The sequence below is a fragment of the Paenibacillus senegalimassiliensis genome (genome assembly GCF_001486585.1).
GTDB classification, from domain to species: Bacteria; Bacillota; Bacilli; order Paenibacillales; family Paenibacillaceae; genus Fontibacillus; species Fontibacillus senegalimassiliensis.
Genome location: NZ_LN909042.1, coordinates 292,584 through 309,857 on the forward strand (window position 1 = coordinate 292,584; position 17,274 = coordinate 309,857).

14 protein-coding genes are annotated in these 17,274 nt (G+C 52.8%); 10 read left to right on the top strand and 4 right to left on the bottom strand.

Annotated features, from left to right (window positions below; genetic code table 11):
* Positions 1-2 precede the first annotated feature (2 nt).
* From BN3279_RS03475 to BN3279_RS03485, 3 genes are read left to right on the top strand one after another with little or no spacing between them, the layout of a single operon-like run.
* Positions 3-1,322 carry a glycoside hydrolase family 125 protein gene (locus tag BN3279_RS03475; RefSeq protein WP_059049255.1) on the top strand — a complete coding sequence of 440 codons (1,320 nt, stop codon included), beginning with the start codon at positions 3-5 and terminating at the stop codon, positions 1,320-1,322.
* Between the two features lie 59 nt (positions 1,323-1,381).
* The gene (locus BN3279_RS03480; protein ID WP_059049256.1) at positions 1,382-2,380 is read left to right on the top strand and encodes a glycoside hydrolase family 130 protein; all 999 of its coding nucleotides are present in this window, start codon (positions 1,382-1,384) and stop codon (positions 2,378-2,380) included.
* A 38-nt stretch (positions 2,381-2,418) separates the two neighbouring features.
* Positions 2,419-5,154, top strand: coding sequence for an alpha-mannosidase (locus BN3279_RS03485; RefSeq protein WP_059049257.1), 2,736 nt, complete (start codon positions 2,419-2,421; stop codon positions 5,152-5,154).
* A 734-nt stretch (positions 5,155-5,888) separates the two neighbouring features.
* On the opposite strand, the gene BN3279_RS03490 is transcribed toward BN3279_RS03485, so the two are convergent.
* Genes BN3279_RS03490 through BN3279_RS03500 form a run of 3 tightly spaced genes read right to left on the bottom strand, consistent with a single transcriptional unit; the run spans position 5,889 to position 8,743 of the window.
* Positions 5,889-6,746, bottom strand: a complete 858-nt coding sequence (locus BN3279_RS03490; protein WP_059049258.1) for a sugar phosphate isomerase/epimerase family protein — start codon at positions 6,744-6,746, stop codon at positions 5,889-5,891.
* A 34-nt stretch (positions 6,747-6,780) separates the two neighbouring features.
* The gene (locus tag BN3279_RS03495; RefSeq protein ID WP_059049259.1) at positions 6,781-7,656 is read right to left on the bottom strand and encodes a sugar phosphate isomerase/epimerase family protein; all 876 of its coding nucleotides are present in this window, start codon (positions 7,654-7,656) and stop codon (positions 6,781-6,783) included.
* A 28-nt stretch (positions 7,657-7,684) separates the two neighbouring features.
* Positions 7,685-8,743, bottom strand: a complete 1,059-nt coding sequence (locus BN3279_RS03500) for a Gfo/Idh/MocA family protein (RefSeq protein ID WP_059049260.1) — start codon at positions 8,741-8,743, stop codon at positions 7,685-7,687.
* A 131-nt stretch (positions 8,744-8,874) separates the two neighbouring features.
* On the opposite strand from BN3279_RS03500, the gene BN3279_RS03505 reads away from it, so the two are divergent.
* From BN3279_RS03505 to BN3279_RS03515, 3 genes are all read left to right on the top strand, one after another.
* Positions 8,875-9,735: a helix-turn-helix transcriptional regulator gene (locus BN3279_RS03505; protein WP_059049261.1), complete on the top strand. Its 861-nt coding sequence runs from the start codon at positions 8,875-8,877 to the stop codon at positions 9,733-9,735.
* A gap of 83 nt (positions 9,736-9,818) precedes the next feature.
* Complete coding sequence (locus BN3279_RS03510; protein ID WP_059049262.1) at positions 9,819-10,790, top strand: AAA family ATPase; 972 nt, start codon at positions 9,819-9,821, stop codon at positions 10,788-10,790.
* 8 nt (positions 10,791-10,798) lie between these two features.
* Positions 10,799-11,899, top strand: a complete 1,101-nt coding sequence (locus BN3279_RS03515; protein WP_059049263.1) for a DUF58 domain-containing protein — start codon at positions 10,799-10,801, stop codon at positions 11,897-11,899.
* Between the two features lie 20 nt (positions 11,900-11,919).
* Here BN3279_RS03515 and BN3279_RS03520 read toward each other — a convergent pair whose 3' ends face one another.
* Positions 11,920-12,855 (bottom strand): GNAT family N-acetyltransferase, encoded by a 936-nt coding sequence (locus BN3279_RS03520; protein ID WP_157686437.1) that lies wholly within the window; start codon positions 12,853-12,855, stop codon positions 11,920-11,922.
* Positions 12,856-13,038: 183 nt separating this feature from the next.
* Between BN3279_RS03520 and BN3279_RS03525 the strand changes: the two genes are divergently transcribed.
* The 4 genes from BN3279_RS03525 (at position 13,039) to BN3279_RS03540 (ending at position 17,254) form a co-directional block, all read left to right on the top strand.
* Positions 13,039-14,313, top strand: coding sequence for a glycosyl hydrolase family 28-related protein (locus BN3279_RS03525; RefSeq protein ID WP_059049265.1), 1,275 nt, complete (start codon positions 13,039-13,041; stop codon positions 14,311-14,313).
* A 232-nt stretch (positions 14,314-14,545) separates the two neighbouring features.
* Complete coding sequence (locus BN3279_RS03530) at positions 14,546-15,541, top strand: polysaccharide deacetylase family protein (RefSeq protein ID WP_059049266.1); 996 nt, start codon at positions 14,546-14,548, stop codon at positions 15,539-15,541.
* A gap of 16 nt (positions 15,542-15,557) precedes the next feature.
* Positions 15,558-16,238, top strand: a complete 681-nt coding sequence (locus BN3279_RS03535) for a YveK family protein (RefSeq protein ID WP_059049267.1) — start codon at positions 15,558-15,560, stop codon at positions 16,236-16,238.
* Positions 16,235-17,254 (top strand): Gfo/Idh/MocA family protein, encoded by a 1,020-nt coding sequence (locus BN3279_RS03540; protein WP_059049268.1) that lies wholly within the window; start codon positions 16,235-16,237, stop codon positions 17,252-17,254. The genes BN3279_RS03535 and BN3279_RS03540 overlap by 4 nt, the downstream gene beginning before the upstream one ends.
* The last annotated feature ends 20 nt before the right edge of the window (positions 17,255-17,274 follow it).

A 17,274-nucleotide genomic window follows, 5' to 3' on the forward strand; every position in this document is an offset into this window, starting at 1 on the left:
TCATGGAACAATTCAGACTTCCTAAAATACCTATGCCTAAGCTGGAGCTGCCGCAAGCCGTTCAAGACGTCTTGGCTGAAGCAGAGACCAAGCTGGCCCATCGTCCCAAGCTGCTGGAACTGTTCAAGAACTGTTTCCCTAACACGCTCGAAACAACCACCAAGTTGATGGATGACGGTACGACCTTTGTCATTACGGGTGATATTCCAGCTTCCTGGCTGCGGGACTCCGTGGAGCAGGTTATTCAATATGTGCCATTTGCCAAAGAAGATGCCGATTTGCGGCGGATTATCAGCGGCTTGATCAAACGTCACATTCAATACGTTCATATCGATCCATACGCCAATGCGTTTAATGAATCGGCTAATGATTGGCATTGGAATACGGCCGACGTGACCGAAATGTCTCCATGGGTATGGGAGCGCAAATTCGAAATTGATTCCCTGTGCTTCGTGGTTCGTTTAGCATATACCTATTGGAAAGAAACCGAACAAACCGATATCTTCGATGCCGGGTTCAAAGCTGCTATGCGCAAAATATACGATCTGTTCAAAACCGAGCAATATCACTTTGAACAATCGCCTTACCGCTTCACGCGCAACAACGGCATTCCTGAGGATTCCTTGCGTAATAACGGCCTTGGTATGCCCGTGAACTATACAGGCATGATCTGGTCCGGCTTCCGCTCCAGTGACGATGCTTGCGACTTCCATTACAACATTCCGGGTAATATGTTCGCCGTGGTAACCTTGCGTCAAATGCAGGAGTTTGCGGAGTGGGTATTCCGCGATCTGGACTTCCTGGCCGAATTGAAAGAACTGGAGTTCGAGGTCGATCACGGCATCAAGCTGTACGGCATCTATCGCCATCCAGAATTTGGACCTATCTATGCTTACGAAACCGATGGCTTCGGCAACTATTGCCTGATGGACGACGCGGGTACGCCGGGCTTGATGTCCATACCATATCTTGGTTATGTGGGCGCGGACGATCCGATTTATCAAAATACACGTCGTTTTGCCCTGAGCAAGGAGAACCCGTTCTACTTTGAAGGGAAAGCAGCCAAAGGGATTGGTAGTCCTCATACGCCGAAGGATTACATCTGGCATATGGCGTTGTCGATGCAGGGCATCACGGCGCAATCGAAGGAAGAGAAGCTGGAGCTGATCGCGATGCTTGAATCCACAGATGCTGGAACCGGCTTTATGCACGAAGGCTTCCATGCCGATGACCCGACGATTTTTACCCGTAAATGGTTTGCTTGGTCAAACAGCCTGTTCTCGCAATTGGTATACAGAGCGATGAAAGAAGGCATTTTGTAATTTCAATTCAAGGATTCTTATATTCGCCAATCTCTTAACAAAGAAAAGGAGACAAGACCATGTCTAAAATTATCGGTGAAACTCTGAAAAATATTCCTTGGCAAGACAAGCCTGAAGGCTTGAATGCTCCAGTATGGCGTTATTCGCAAAATCCGATCATCGAGCGTCACGCTATTCCGAACTCCAACAGTGTGTTCAACTCCGCAGTTGTTCCTTTTGAAGGTGGATTTGCTGGCGTATTCCGCTGTGACTCCCGTTCAGTTAGCATGGATATCTTCGCAGGCTTTAGTGATGACGGCGTGAACTGGAACATTAACCACGAGCCGATTCAATTTGAAGGTGACGAGGAAATCACCAAGCGCGAATATCGTTACGACCCACGCGTAGTCAAGATTGACGACCGCTATTATATTACCTGGTGTAATGGCTATCATGGCCCAACCATCGGGATTGCTTGGACAACCGACTTCAAGACGTTCCACCAAGAGGAAAATGCCTTCTTGCCATATAACCGTAACGGTGTGTTGTTCCCACGCAAGATTAACGGGCATTATGCCATGGTAAGCCGTCCAAGTGACACTGGACATACACCATTCGGCGACATCTTCTATAGCATCAGCCCGGACTTGACCTTCTGGGGCAAGCATCGTTATGTGATGGGTACGATTAACGGTGATGCTTCGGCTTGGCAATCCAAAAAAATTGGCCCAGGACCGGTTCCAATTGAAACCGACAAGGGCTGGTTGCTGATCTACCATGGTGTTATCAATACCTGCAATGGCTTCGTGTACCGCATGGGCTGTGCGCTGCTGGATATCGACAAGCCATGGATCGTGAAGGCTCGCTCCCGTAACTACATTCTCGGCCCTGAAACGCTGTATGAATGTGTTGGCGATGTACCGAACGTAACGTTCCCTTGCGCGGCTTTGACTGACGCTGATACAGGACGTATCGCTATTTACTACGGCTGTGCCGACACTGTGACTGGTTTGGCGTTTACAACTGTCGACGAATTGCTGAGCTACATGGAAGAGTATCCTTTGGAAATCGAAGCTTAAGACTAACTTATGCGGCTTAAGAAAGCGAGGATCAGCAAATGAGCAAGCAAAGAACTGCGCATATCATTTCCCATACCCACTGGGACCGGGAATGGTATTTGCCATATGAGAAGCATCATGTCCGTCTCGTTGAGCTGGTGGATGCGCTGCTGGACAAGCTGGATGGAGATTCGGCGTTCCGCAGCTTCTATCTGGACGGACAAACGATTATTCTGGAAGACTATCTTCAAGTTCGCCCGGAGAACAAGGAACGTCTGGAGCAGCATATCCGTGCAGGCCGTATCCTGATTGGTCCTTGGTACATCCTGCAGGATGCTTTCCTGACCAGCGGAGAAGCCAATGTTCGCAATATGCAAATTGGTCATCAGGATGCCAAGAAATACAGCACGCCAGCCAAAATCGGATATTTCCCCGATACCTTCGGTCTGGTGGGACAAACACCGCAATTAATGAAGCAGTCGGGCATTAACAATGTCTTCTTCGGCCGTGGCGTTAAGCCAACGGGCTTCAACAACACGGTATCTGAGGGTGATTATGAATCCTCCTTCTCCGAGCTGATCTGGGAAGGTCCAGACGGCTCCAAGGTGCTTGGTATTTTGTTCGCTAACTGGTATTCCAACGGGAATGAAGTTCCTGTGGATGAAGCAGAAGCGAAGGCATTCTGGGATCGCAAGCTGTCCGATGCCGAGAAGTATGCGGCTACGGGAGAACTTCTGTTCATGAATGGCTGTGATCACCAGCCGTTGCAACTGGATCTGCCTGAAGCGATCCGTACCGCAGAGAAGCTGTACCCGGATACGAAGTTCATTCATTCCAACTTCCCGGACTATTTGAACGAGTTGGACCGCGCGTTGGATGGACGCGAGCTGTCGACGGTGAAGGGTGAACTGCGTAGCCAGCGTAATGATGGCTGGGGAACGCTGGTCAACACCGCTTCGGCCCGGGTGTACTTGAAGCAAATGAACCAGGAAGGTCAAGCCTTGCTGGAGAAGGTAGCCGAGCCGCTTGCTTCGGTTGCACATTTGCTGGGTAAGGATTACCCGCATCATCTGTTCACCTATGCCTGGAAGACATTGATGCAGAACCATCCGCATGATAGCATTTGCGGCTGTAGCGTAGATGAGGTTCACCGCGAGATGGTAACGCGCTTCGAGAAGAGCCGCCATGTGGCGGAAACTCTGATTGATGATAGCAAGCAAGTCATTGCCGATGCTGTGAATACCTCCGTATTCGCTGCTTACGGGGAAGACCCGCTGCCCGTTATCGCGATGAATACAACAGGCTGGACGCGCACAGGAACGGTGACGGTGGAACTGGATGCCGCTCGTCTGTACCTGCGTGAAGGGCTTGGCGTAGAAGAGACAGGCCGCCGCATGAAGGCTGTAGACTTGTCTGGCCGTGAACTGGTTGACGCCGAAGGCAACACGGTACCTTGTACCGTTGAAGACCTGGGACTACTGTTCGGCTATGATTTGCCGGACGATAAATTCCGCCAGCCGTACATGTGCCGCAAAGTGAAGCTGACTTTCCTGGCTGAGGATATCCCTGCGCTAGGCTTGAGCACTTACGCCTGGGTACGTCGTGATGCCAAGACAGCAGTTCAGCCTTCTTCCCTGCTCACAGGAGACAAGGTATTGGAGAACGAGAGCCTGAAGGTCGAATTGGCTCAAGATGGTTCGTTTACGCTGACCGACAAGGCTAGTGGCAAGATTTACCGTGATTTGGGCATCTACGAGGATACCGGAGATATCGGAAATGAGTATATGTACAGACAACCCGAAGGCACGACTCCGCTGACAACCAAGGGTCTGGCAGCAGATATCCGTGTACTGGAGGACGCGCCTTACCGTGCATCGCTGGAAATCAACCATGCTTGGGAGATTCCTGTATCTGCGGATGAGAAGCTGGATGAGGAACAACGTGAGCTGGTATACTTCCCTCGCCGGAAGGCAGGTCGCAGCAATGAAGTAACGACGATCACGTTGCGTACTGTAATCTCGCTTGAAGCCGCAGGCAAGGGTGTGCAGATCGAAACGACGATCAACAATACGGCCAAGGATCATCGCGTACGCGCCTTGTTCCCGACCGATATCGAGGCTTCAACGCTTAGCGTCGATTCCATGTTTGAAGTAGCTGAGCGCGATATCGTTCCTGCGCCGGAATGGGAGAACCCAAGCAATACCCAGCATCAGCAAGCCTTCGTCGATGTAAGCGGAGAGGGAGCCGGCCTGACGGTGGCCAATCTTGGCTTGAACGAGTACGAAGTCTTGCGCGACGGCCGCAACACGATTGCGATTACGCTGTTGCGTTCGGTTGGCGAACTGGGCGATTGGGGCTTGTTCCCAACACCTGAGGCGCAATGTCTGGATACCTATACTGTTCGGATGGAACTGATTCCGCATAGCGGTGATGGTATCGCGTCCGGAGCTTACACGGAGGCCTACCAATTCCAGATTCCTTGGACGGTCTGCCAGACCGGAGTTCATGAAGGACCGCTGTCACCGGTGTATAAGCCGTTCCAGTGGGAAGGGGCGGAACTGGCTTTCTCCTCCCTCAAAATGAACCAAGAGACGGGTGATCTGTTGCTGCGTTGGTACAATATGAGCGACGAAGCGGCTGAGTTAACACTCGGTACGGACATCCCGCATCAACATTTCTACAAAACGACAATTCTTGAAGAAGCGGCTGCGCCGTTGTCCAAGAGTGCGGCAGGCTGCCTGTCGCTGCCGGTGGCTCCGTGTGAAATCACGACGGTCGGTATTCGCCGTGCCTAAACCGAAAGTGCAAAGGCTATTGGCATCGTAAGGAGCCAGCCAAACGGGTATCCTAAGAGCGACAAACTGGCAGGGTAAGGATGCCAACGGGTACCTTGAGAGCGACCGCTTATATCGTAAGAACGACAACGGGTACAAGCGGACGGTTGCGCTTGAGTAGCTAGTTATGAGCTCGAAATGAAGTTTATTGTGTTTGAGTAGCTAGTTATGAGCTCGAGATGAAGATTAGCGGGAAAAAGTCCCGTTATTTGCTGGAAAACTAGTGGATATCAATGTTTAGCTGGAAATTCTCCCTATAATATGCGGGAAATCCGCCATGTGCGGTGAATACCCTCAGATTAGCGGGAGAATTTCCCGTTAATCCGTAGTTTTTTGGGGAAATGGGCTAATTAGCATGAGGAATTCCTGTTAATTCGTGATGAGAACTTCATGGTGAGGCTTATGATGAGGTTCATCATGAGGGCTTCACCATGTGAACTGCTCGTGAGGTGTTTACGACAGGACTGTTCACGACAGAAGTCTCACTACAGGACAAAAAATTTTCATCCCATAAATAAATCCCCCTGCCAGGAGCAAGAGCGCCGTGGCAGGGGGATTTTAATTTGTATAGGGTGTATAGTGAGCGGTGAGCTCATTTTTTAGCAGTGGTCGTAGGGCTTATTGAGCCAGATTATTCTGGACTAGACTCTTTTAGACCAGACCGTCCTAGATAGACCAATCTAGACCAGCTCCTTTTAGACCTCGTTCCAGATCCGCTGAACGTTGTCGTAGGCAATCCGCGTGCCAAGGCGGCAGTCTTCCATCCCTTCATACTCAATGGAGAGGTAGCCGTCGTAGCCGGAATGCTTCACGATACGTAGCAGCTCGTACAGGTCCAGATCGCCTTGGCCCGCGATGGCCCCGCGCAAATATTGGCCTCCTGCGCTGCGGAACCAGCCTTCGCCGGGATTAGCGTGCTCCGGACGAATGTAGAAATCCTTGATATGCACCATTGAAGCATAGCCGATGTTGTTCTTCACGGCCATAACAGGGTTCTCGTCTACGCAGACAAAGTTGCCCACATCCAGCGTTGTTTTGTAGTTGGGCCGATCAACGGCATGCACCACGGCCTGTACCCGGTCGCTCGCTTGCACGTAATAACCGTGGTTCTCCAGACTGGTAGTGATGCCGTATTCAGCGGCATAGTCTGCGATTTGGCGACAAGCCTCCGCAATGCGAGGGAGGTCCTCCTGGAAACGAATGATGGAGGTATCCTGACGGGCGGCTACATCATGACGCATCAGCTTAACTCCCAGGGCATGAGCATGGTCCACCTCGCGTTTGACCCGCTCAATCTCTGCCTCATAGGCTTCTGTGGATTCGGTGATGAAGTTGGCGCCGATGGCATAGTTGGATAAGGCGATACCAGCCTTGGCCGCCCGTTCCCGAATAGCGCCGATCAGCTCCGGATTTTCGTTGAAGTTAAAGTCGAGTGGAACGATCTCGATATGCTCAGCACCCAGTTCGGCTACCCAATCGATGGTATCCAGAATCGACATGCTGCCGCTTCGCATCGCTTGGTACAGGCTGTAAGAGCTAATTCCCAGCTTCATGGACAAGCAACTCCTCTATAGTTATAGGTAATGGTTAGCGGAAGGAACGGACGAATTGAACGGCCTGGCGGATATCCTCCTCCGGACGGTCGCCTACTTCACGCTCAATCGTGAGATAACCGGTATAGCCGATCTCTTGCAGGGCCGCAAAATAAGCCGGGAAGTCCACGCCGCCTTGACCAAGTGGTACTTCCTCAAAATCAGCCCCCGAGGTGGCCATGTCAGCAATCTTCTGGTGATCCATGGCCTCATAGCCTAAGTAACCATAAACGTTCCGCGGGTCTACCAGCCGGTGGCGGATGCCATCCTTGACGTGAGTATGGACGATGTAATCGCGTAGCGTCTTCACACCTTGGACCGGATCATCCCCGGTGACCATGACCATATTGGCCGGGTCAAAGTTGACCGAAACGCCGTTGGTGCTAAGCGTGTCGAGGAAGCTCTTCAAATGCGCGGCAGGCTCCGGTCCGGTCTCGATCGCAAAGTAGGCATTCAGGCTCTTGGCATATACGCCTAGCTCCTCGCAGGCTTGCTGCATCGCGGCATAGATTGGGCTGCTGCTGTCATCCGGCACGATGCCGATGTGCGTAGTTACGATGTTTGTGCCTAGCTCCACAGCCAGATCCAGAATGCGCTTGGACTTCTCAATCTTGGCCGGGTTGGCCGCCGCATCCTGAAAGCCGTGGCCGGCAAGGTCGCCGCATAGCGCTGATATTTCCAGACCGAGGCTCTCAATATAGGTGCGCAGCTCCTTGCGAGCTGCCCCGGTTAGCACGGCCGGGTCCATATCTCCGGACACCGCATAGATTTGCACGCCTTCGGCTCCGGCCCCCTTGGCTTTACGCAAGCCTTCCTTAACGCCTACGCCAAAGCTATCCACAATGACACCAATTTTATTGTTTAATCCCATGAAACCTGCCACCTTTCTTTCCAGTTTCTTAGAAACGGATCTCCCGGCCCTCGGCCGCAGACTCATAAACCGCATTCAATATCTTAATCATCTCCACGCCGTCCTCAACGGGACTGAAAACCGGGACTCCATTCAGGCATCCTGCTACAAAATGGTTGATCTCGTTCTGGAAGCTCTCGGCAAAATCAAAGGATGGAGCGGTAATCTGTGGACTTATATTTACAATAGTATTATGCTGTTCGGTCACAATGGACAATTCGGGCTCGATTTCTGCGCCCCCCTTGTCACCATAGATATTAATTAGCGCTGAATTCTGCTTGGCATGCAGCGAGAAGCTGACATCCACCATGAGCGAAGCTCCATTTTCGAATCGAATCAGTGCGTTCGCCATATCCTCAACAGTATTAAAGGAAGCATCGTAATCGGCCGCCTGATAAAAGGCATAATTCTCAATATTTGAACGGTTGCCGAGCTTGGCGTAAGTGTTGCCACTGACGGAGACAACCTTCGGCCGCCCCATCAGATACCAGCAAAGATCAATCACATGCACGCCGATATCAATCAGGGGTCCACCACCGGAGCGGGCCTTGTCGGCGAACCAGCCGCCAGGATTCCCAAGCCGACGAATCAGGCTTGCCTTGGCATAATAGATGCTACCAAGATCGCCAGCATCGAGATATTTCTTCAGTACGCCGATACTCGAGGCATGGCGGCGCACATAGCCGACTTCAAACCGGCGCCCCGTACGCTCCACGGCCTGCTGTACCTGTAACGCTTCCTCCACAGTCATGCACAGAGGCTTCTCGCAAAGCACATCCTTGCCGGCATCCAGCGCGGCAATACTAATGGCAGCATGGGAGTTATTCCAGGTGCAGATACTGACCGCCTGTACCTCAGAGTTCGCTAGCAGATCGTGAAAATTTGTATAAACATGGGGGATTTCATATTTGGCAGCGAGCTTCCGCGCCCGTTCCTCGTTCAAATCGCAAATCGCGTGCAGGCGTGCTTGAGGATTAGCTTGATAGGCTGCAAGGTGAGCCTCGGAAATCGATCCGGCTCCGATTACGCCGATATACAGTTCGCTCATATTCTGTACCTGACATCCTTTCGTTCTCCGCAACATTTTGCTACAATTAGAGAAATCTTCTGCGCGGATATGTTTTATTTGTTCAAACACCATTAATTTAACATAGGGTTATAAAAGGGAGAATGTGCAGGATGATAAAATACATGGATTATATGATCAGCTCTCAGCCTATTCGCCTATTTAATCCGGTGGTGGACGCCAGCAAGCGGAGAATCCCTTCGCTGGCACTGGTCAACGCGGGTCATTTGCCCGGGAGAACCTTAAGGCGTGAGAACGCCCGCTTCCGTTATTGGGCCTTTGTCATGATTGCCGGCGGGAGTGGCGATTACCGGGCGGGCGATGGCGAGAAGCAAGAAGTCACGTCGGGTTCCTGGTTCTGCCTGTACCCTGGTGAGACCTTTCATTACGGCCCTCATCCGGGAGGTACCTGGGATGAATATTATTTCACCGTAGAGGGGGAGCGAATTCAGGAGTGGCTGAATAGCTGGCTACAGCAGCCATCCTTGGTCAAGAAGGCTGAGGTGGATGATGCCGTTGTCAGCCGGATGGAACTGATGTTCATGCTGATTGATAGCGGAATACCCAGTAATCTGGATCGGGCTGCTCTGCTACTCGAATCCTTGCTCTATGAACTGATGTCCCAGACCGATCAGGTAGAGGCGGGAAATCGGGGACGCTTTGCCCTCAAGGTCATTGAAGATATTTCCGATTCCATCTTCACCAATCCGCCGCCGCAAGAGATAGCAGCCCGACATCATATTTCCGTCTCCACGCTGCGGCGAATAGTCCATGAATATTCCGGTTATCCGCTGAATGAGTTTTTGCATCGCCTCAAGGCGGCTGAAGCCAAGCGCATCCTGCTCAATACGGAGCTGAGTGTTAAGGAGATTGGAGAAACGCTGGGGTATACGGACACGTTTTATTTCTCGCGTGTATTCAAGCGAATTACCGGCGTTTCCCCACGGAATTACCGCAACCGCGGCGAACAGTAGGTGCCTCGTATTCAAAAGATGACTTATGAAACGATCTCCTTATGATAGAATAAAGGAAAATGGTAGTGAGGGTGGTTGACCTGATGGAACTTCGTGATGCAGTAGAAGCAATAGGACGAATTCGCCGCAATATCGGCGAGGTGGTAGTAGGCAAGAGTGAGGTGGTGGATTTGCTGCTGGCCGCGTTGCTCGGGGATGGACATGTTCTGCTGGAGGACGTGCCTGGCACCGGCAAGACATTGCTGGCGAAAGCGCTTGCGAAGTCGCTTGGCGGCGAGTTCAAGCGCATTCAGTTCACGCCAGACTTGCTTCCTTCGGACCTCAGCGGGATACATTTCTACAATCAGAAGCTGGGAGAGTTCGAATTCCGTCCGGGCCCGCTGTTCACGAATGTCCTGCTTGCGGATGAGATAAATCGCGCAACTCCGCGAACCCAATCCAGCTTGCTGGAATGTATGGAGGAACGTCAGGTAACAATTGACGGAGACACTCATGTCCTAGGAGCACCGTTCCTGGTCATGGCTACGCAAAATCCCATTGATCAGCAGGGCACCTTCCCTTTGCCTGAGGCACAGTTAGACCGGTTCCTCATGCGCATATCAATGGGGTATCCTACGGCTGATGAGGGGGTGGCCATTTTGCAACGCTTCCGGGAGCAGCAGCCGCTGCAAGGATTGCAGGCGGTAGCATCGGCAGAAGAAGTGGCGGCGGCTCAGGCCTTTACCCGCTCCCTGCGAGTGCAGGACGACTTGCTTGCCTACATCGTTGCGATTACGGAGGCGACGCGTAAGCATTCCGAAGTGAAGCTGGGAGCCAGCCCCCGGGCCAGTATGGCGCTATTGCGCGCGTCTCAGGGATATGCGCTGGTCCAGGGACGAGATTACGTGACGCCAGATGATGTCAAGGCGGTGGCGGAGCCTGTACTGGCCCATCGGTTGTTGATGCGGCACGGGCTTGCGCCTGCGAGCAATCCGGCGGGGGAAGCGGTACGTCAGGTACTGGCAGCAACGGCGGTTCCGGCCGAGACGCTGGTTCCGGTGAAGGGGAGCAGGTGAACTGATTCATGCAGCTTACGTGGCTTATCGTAAGTGTGGCTGTGATCTTCGGCATAGTTGTGCTCTTGTATCAATCCAGAGCATTGAAGGGGATACGTTACGATCGTTTCTTTAGCGAGAAGACCGTCTTCGAAGGGGATACGGTGGAGATGGTTGAGGTCATCGCCAATGCCAAGCTTTTGCCTCTGTCGTGGCTGCGGCTGGAATCGAGCATGCCTGTGGCTCTGGCCTTTGGTCAGCAGAGCAATTTGACCATCCATGCCGGAGATATCTATCAGAATCACAGCAGCTTGTTTTACCTCCGCTCCTATCGGCAAATTACCCGTCGACATGAAATCGTCTGCTCTCGCAGGGGATACTACCTGCTGGACTCGGCTACGATGACGACGGGAGACCCGATGGGCTTTAACAGGCAATATAAGCAGTTCCCTCTGAATCTGGAACTGCTGGTCTATCCGCAAATACTGTCGTTGCCGGAGTTACCCTTACCCAATCATAGCTGGCTTGGTGAATTGCCTGTACGGCGATGGATCGGGGAAGACCCCTTTCTCATCTCGGGGATTCGTCAATATCGCCCAGGCGATTCGCTGGGTAATATTAATTGGAAGGCGACGGCCCGCACTGGAGAATTGCAGGTGCATCACCATGATTACACCGCCGACCATCGGCTCATGATCTGCCTGAATCTCGAAGTGAGCGACTCCATGTGGAGAACGGTTACCGATCCGGAGCGCATTGAGCTTGGGCTGCGTTATGCGGCCACGGTTGCCGAATACGCCCATCGTAATGGCTTGTCCGCGGGCTTCCTAAGTAATGCGCGTCTGGCAGACGGACCACGTGAGCCGGTGCGTATCGCTCCCGCAGTCTCTTCCGATCAGCTTACTCTGCTGCTGGAAGCGATGGCCAGACTCGTTCTGGACATGACGGCTTCGATGATTCGTACACTGGAGATGGAACTGGCTATGGGCGTGACAGACATGGACTATCTAATCATCTCCTGCCACCAGGGCGGGAAGCTGCGCGAGCTTGCCGAGCAATTGCGCTTGAACGGCAACGGGGTGGAATGGATGGAAATCCCCGGCTCCGAGCAGGTGCTGCGACAAGCCTAAGCCTTCCGGTGGCGGAATATTTATTTTGCACCGGGAGCAGGGGCTTTGCGGCGAGCAAACTGGAGCCAATCTCTTCCGGCTCGCAGAATTTCCTTGTAGCCCGGGGGCCGGACCAGATAATAAGGGGTTACGATTGCCCCCCAATTCGTCTTGGATTGAGCGACGGAGGGAATGTTGGCCCCGGCGAAGTCGAATTCGGCAAAACCGCAGGCGGACAGATTCTGTAGGGCAAAGCTTTGCGATTGCTGAACCACCCCCTGGTTCAGATGCTCCGTCTTGCTGGCGGCGATCCAGCCGAAGGCATGCTGGCCGTCTAGCGAAACGATAACGCTGGCGCTTGCCGGTTCCCCCGAAGGTGCGTAGCAGACATAGGCCTGAAAGGCCTGATTCCCCAGCAAATCCTGGACGCGCTTAAGGTCTTGCAGGCTGAGCTGATGGCTGAAGCCTTGGCGTAGCTCGGTTCCTTGCAAGCATTGGTGCACCTCAGCCATGTCCTCGGTAACGGCAGTTCGATAGCCGGCAGCCTGGGCTTTTTTGACTTTGGCCCGAATCTCCGTACTGGTCTGGCTTAGGTCGAAGGGCAACTTGGTAATGTATGTATATTTAACCTCGGCTTTAAATCCGCTCCACAGAAATGGCCGAATATCGGTAATCTCCGGGGGAAATACAAAGCTGGCTCCCCGTTGCCCTGCCAGCATGTCCGGGATCATGGCTCCCGCCACCTCATGCCATTGCCGATCCAGCTTGAACCGCTTGTCCGTTGGAGTGGAGTGGAAGGCAAAGGGATGATAAGGGTTCAGCGGCGGGAGATAGAGCCGTCCCTTTTTATCGTAAAACAGCATTCCCCTTCCGCTAGCCGTCGAGTTCGGGGCACTCCACTCGGTGACCTCTGCACGGCATCCCCATTTTCCGGCATGAAATTCAGCCCATTTTCCCCACAGTTCCCATGTATTCATCGTTATCCAATTAGCTCCTTCCATCGAGGCGTTACTGCCAATCTATGATCTTGTCCTCCTAAATATGTGTGCAGCGGCAACTGGCTAAATGGTATAGATGCCGCTTCCTCTGCTGGGACTTGCTCATTTACTGTAAGGAGAGAACAAGAAGTCTCTCTTATTTATAATGAAGGAGGGATGAAGATGATTGATGTAACGAAGCTGGGCGCGCGCGGTAACGGGACGGCCGATGATACGGCGGCAATCCAGAAGGCCTTGAATCAGGCAGCGCAAAGCGGAGACACGGTTTATTTTCCCGCCGGGGTGTACCGCGTAAATCCTGCCAAGACACTCAGCGTTGGCGGCCGTACCCAGATTAAGGGGAGTGGACGTGCCTCGATAATCCGTGCGGCAGACGTGGGGTTTGGCTGGGAATTGATACGGGTGAACGGAAGTGATGTTTCCCTGAACGATATCGTTCTTGACGGCGGACGGCGGGTTAATCGTGTATTGACGTTGGGTAGTGGCATCGCCCGCGTGTCGGTTAATGGGCTGGTTGTACAGGGGGCGAGTCATAGCACGGACAGCAAAAGCGCCTATTATGGAGGTGTCGTCTCCGGCATTATCGTGCTGGGCGACAGTGAAGCCATTAACATCGTGAATACGGAGGTCCATGACATTGTAGCTCAAAACCTTTCTCCTGCCGGGTTGGTTGCACGGGGAATATATCTCACCACCACCTGGGCAAGTAGAGAGCTGGCTCCAAGAAGAGTTACAATATCCAATTGTTATATCCATCATATCGGACCGGCTAACGATGGTGATGGCCTCTATTATGAGGACCCTGCCATGGAAGAGAACCGTGCGGTTAAACTGGACAGTGTCATCGCGGACAACCGGTTTGATTACTGTGCCAAGCGTGCGATCAAGGTTTTTGCCAGAGGCCTGGTGGTCCGGGGGAATACGATTAACAATCCTTATCTGAATAACAATTATTATAGTGGGGCGCAGCGAGGACAGCAGGCTCCGGATATGTATTCTGCCATCAGTATTTATGGTGGGGACAGTATCGTGGAGGGGAACCGGATTACAGGAAGTGGCAGCTTCTATGCAGCGATTGAAGTAGGGGCTGGAGCGACGCTGGACCATATTACGATTCAGGACAATACGATTGCGATGGGAGCAAAAAGTACCACAAAGGGCACGACCGCGATTCGGCTCGGGAGTATCCACGATTTTCAGATTGCCGGGAATACGATTCAGGGTGGAGAGCGAGGTGTGTGGACCTGGCAAAGTGCGGAGGACGGTCGAATTGAGAGGAATGTCATCCGCGTTCCCAAGGGGGTTGGAATTGACTTGACCACCTATCTGCGAGGGCATGTGCAACGCGATATTCTTTGCAAGGACAATGACATCAAGACGGCAGCCTCCAAAATCAAGACTTCGTCCTCTACCAACGTAAATGTGAAGCTACAATAGAAGACGCCATTTAACTTTAACGGGAAATCCTCCAATTCAATATTTATTCAGCAGTGCGGTGAAAGAGCGGTCTAATGATCGTTGTTTCACCGCATTTCTTTTTTGGATTGGGCTGAAAATCTGGTGAAAAGTCGCCGTAATTCGGTCTAAAACGGACAGGCTGCGAATATAAACACAATATAGCAAATGTTGTGATAGACGATAGAACCAATCAACGGGAAGGGAACATGATATGCCGGAAATGAAAGGAACCCTTGTCATTTCGCTGGATTTTGAATTGTATTGGGGGCTTCGCGATCTGTACAGCATGGACGAATATCAAGCCAAGTGGTTGCGAGAAAGGGAGACGATTCCTCACATACTAGATTTGTTTCGGCAGGCCGGAGTTCATGCGACTTGGGCTACAGTAGGGCTGTTGTTCTTCGAGCACCATGCAGAGCTGTTAGCTGGGCTACCGGCTCTTCGCCCGACTTATAAGGACTGCCGTTTATCACCCTATGAGGATCTGGATGAGAGATTCACGGGATTAGGAGAGCAGGAAGCCCCGCACAGCTATGCCCCTTCGCTGATCAAGCAAATCTGTGCTACACCGGGGCAAGCCGTAGGTTCGCATACCTTCTCTCATTACTACTGCCGGGAGCCGGGACAGACCAAGGAGCAATTCTATAGTGATTTGCAGGCGGCCCAGCAAGTGGCTGGGCAACGGGGAATCGCGCTCCGTAGTCTGGTGCTGCCGCGCAACCAATGGCAAAGCAGTTACATGGATGGACTGGGAGAGCTTGGCTTCCTCAGCTATCGCGGCAACCCCGATCACCCATTGTACAAGCAGGGCTATTCGACGAGCGACTCGCCCTGGCGTAGAGTCCTTCGTCTAGCAGACAGCTATTGCAACCTGACGGGGCATCATACCTATGATTTTGAAACTCTCGACTCTACCGTTCCGGTTAATTTGCCAGCCAGCTTTTTCTTCCGTACGCCACCGGGTCTGCTACGCTCGCTTGAGCCCCTGCGGCTACGGAGAATCAAGCAGAGCATGACCCATGCGGCAAGGCGAGGCGAGGTGTATCATCTCTGGCTGCATCCCTACAATGCTGTAGGTTCGGGGCTTAAGTCGTTGGAAGCATTGATGGTCCACTACTCGCGACTATCTGCTAAGTACGGAATGACCAGCTTGAACATGGAAGAACTTGCCGACCTTGTGCTGGGAGAAGCGGAGTCATACCAATGAATGAGGTGAACTAGGCGTGGATATGGAATTTCTATGGCGGTCGGTCAGAGGCCATCCGCTAGCTTTCTGGCTTGTGGTGACGGGTTGTATTGGCCTGGCGGTATTGATCAATGAAGTGATGCCACCTTCCTATCAGGCCAACGTCAGCTTGGTTGCTAATATAGCGTCAAACCCTGAATCGAGCACATACAACGAGTTCCTGGCCAGCCAGATGCTGACCAAGACCTATGAGGATGCCATCCAAAGTCGGTCGATCGCGATGCAGGTAAGGAGTCAGGTAGGCACTAAGGATACCGTCCTGCAATTGTTGGAGAAAATCAAGGTCCGAACGGACCCCGGAACCCTGGTCATTATGCTGTCTTATACCGGCCATGATGCCAAGGAAGCGGTGACTATTGCCAACGCCTTCGCTGAGACGTTCATAGCTAAATCGCGGGAAATCGTGACCAGCGCAAATGTGTCGATCCTGGATCGCGCCAGTCTGGAAGAGACTTCGATTCCTGTAAGTCCCCGCAAGGTGCTTAATATTGCCTTCGCTGCCTTTACCGGATTGTTTGCAGCATTAAGTGTAGCGCTGGGGCTCGAACGGCGGAAGGGACGCAAGAAGCTGCGTCGGCATTTGCCAGATCATGATCCGGAGCTTGGAGATGTATTGCTTCGTATTGAACAAAAACATAAAGGAGGTTCAGCATCATGATTCATTTCGCTATTGTAGGCTGCGGTCATATCGCAGCCAAGCATATTGATGCTATTGAACGGACGGAGGGTGCCAGGCTTATAGCGCTATGTGATCCCGATCCGGCCAAGCTGGCGGCCTGGAGCGGAGCGGGTTCGGTCTCGTTGTATGCCGATTTCACTACGCTGCTCGTACAGGAGCCCCAGGTAGATGCCGTCTGCATCTGTGCCCCGAGCGGCCTGCATGTGCCGCTGGCGTTGGAGGCTATTCGTGCAGGCAAGCATGTGGTGCTGGAGAAGCCGGTGACGCTGGACTTGGCCGAAGCCAAGCTGCTGCGGCAAGCCTTGGATCAAAGCGGCCTGAAAGCTACCGTGGTCCATCCGAATCGATATCGCCCGGCGATCCGCGAATTGAAGGCAGCGCTGGAGCAGCAGCGATTTGGCAAGCTCAGTCATATTAATGTGACGGTGCGCTGGAATCGAAGCGACGAGTATTATAATCAGGCCGCCTGGCGGGGAACGAGGGAGATGGACGGGGGGGTGCTGCTTAATCAGGCCATCCACGGCCTGGATTTGCTGCAATGGTTGTTTGGGCCAGTGGAAGAGGTCAAATCATTGGTAGCTACGCGTCTGAAGCCCATTGAAGCGGAGGATGTCGCTATTGCCGCATTAAGGCTGGAGAGTGGAGCGCTAGGTGTGATTGAAGCGGCGACGACGGTGTACGGGCACAATCTGGAGGAGACGATATCGGTCTTCGGCGAGGATGGATATGCGGTCATTGGGGGCAAGACGGCCAACTGGATCAAGCACTGGGTATGTGCCTCCATGTCCCAGGAAGAGACGGAGGCCTTGACCCGCAAGGTCGAAGCCGACCCGTTTGGCATTCCTGGGCATCAGTGCATCATCGCTGATTTCGTACAGGCGATAGAAGATGGACGAGACCCGGAAATTACACTCGAAGACGGCATCCGGGCGGTCAAGCTGGCTTTGGACATGACCGGCGGGAGCAGTGACGAGCTGGCAGGATCGCTGGGGTGAGTGACTAAAAGTGCTTGTTC

Excerpts from the sequence above, each read along its gene's own strand:
- BN3279_RS03525 (WP_059049265.1), top strand. The coding sequence starts at position 13,039 with ATGATTGATGTAACGAAGCTGGGCGCGCGCGGTAACGGGACGGCCGAT.
- BN3279_RS03530 (WP_059049266.1), top strand. The coding sequence starts at position 14,546 with ATGCCGGAAATGAAAGGAACCCTTGTCATTTCGCTGGATTTTGAATTG.
- BN3279_RS03510 (WP_059049262.1), top strand. The coding sequence starts at position 9,819 with ATGGAACTTCGTGATGCAGTAGAAGCAATAGGACGAATTCGCCGCAAT.
- BN3279_RS03500 (WP_059049260.1), bottom strand. The coding sequence starts at position 8,743 with ATGAGCGAACTGTATATCGGCGTAATCGGAGCCGGATCGATTTCCGAG.
- BN3279_RS03485 (WP_059049257.1), top strand. The coding sequence starts at position 2,419 with ATGAGCAAGCAAAGAACTGCGCATATCATTTCCCATACCCACTGGGAC.
- BN3279_RS03475 (WP_059049255.1), top strand. The coding sequence starts at position 3 with ATGGAACAATTCAGACTTCCTAAAATACCTATGCCTAAGCTGGAGCTG.
- BN3279_RS03540 (WP_059049268.1), top strand. The coding sequence starts at position 16,235 with ATGATTCATTTCGCTATTGTAGGCTGCGGTCATATCGCAGCCAAGCAT.
- BN3279_RS03490 (WP_059049258.1), bottom strand. The coding sequence starts at position 6,746 with ATGAAGCTGGGAATTAGCTCTTACAGCCTGTACCAAGCGATGCGAAGC.
- BN3279_RS03520 (WP_157686437.1), bottom strand. The coding sequence starts at position 12,855 with ATGAATACATGGGAACTGTGGGGAAAATGGGCTGAATTTCATGCCGGA.
- BN3279_RS03495 (WP_059049259.1), bottom strand. The coding sequence starts at position 7,656 with ATGGGATTAAACAATAAAATTGGTGTCATTGTGGATAGCTTTGGCGTA.
- BN3279_RS03505 (WP_059049261.1), top strand. The coding sequence starts at position 8,875 with ATGATAAAATACATGGATTATATGATCAGCTCTCAGCCTATTCGCCTA.
- BN3279_RS03480 (WP_059049256.1), top strand. The coding sequence starts at position 1,382 with ATGTCTAAAATTATCGGTGAAACTCTGAAAAATATTCCTTGGCAAGAC.
- BN3279_RS03515 (WP_059049263.1), top strand. The coding sequence starts at position 10,799 with ATGCAGCTTACGTGGCTTATCGTAAGTGTGGCTGTGATCTTCGGCATA.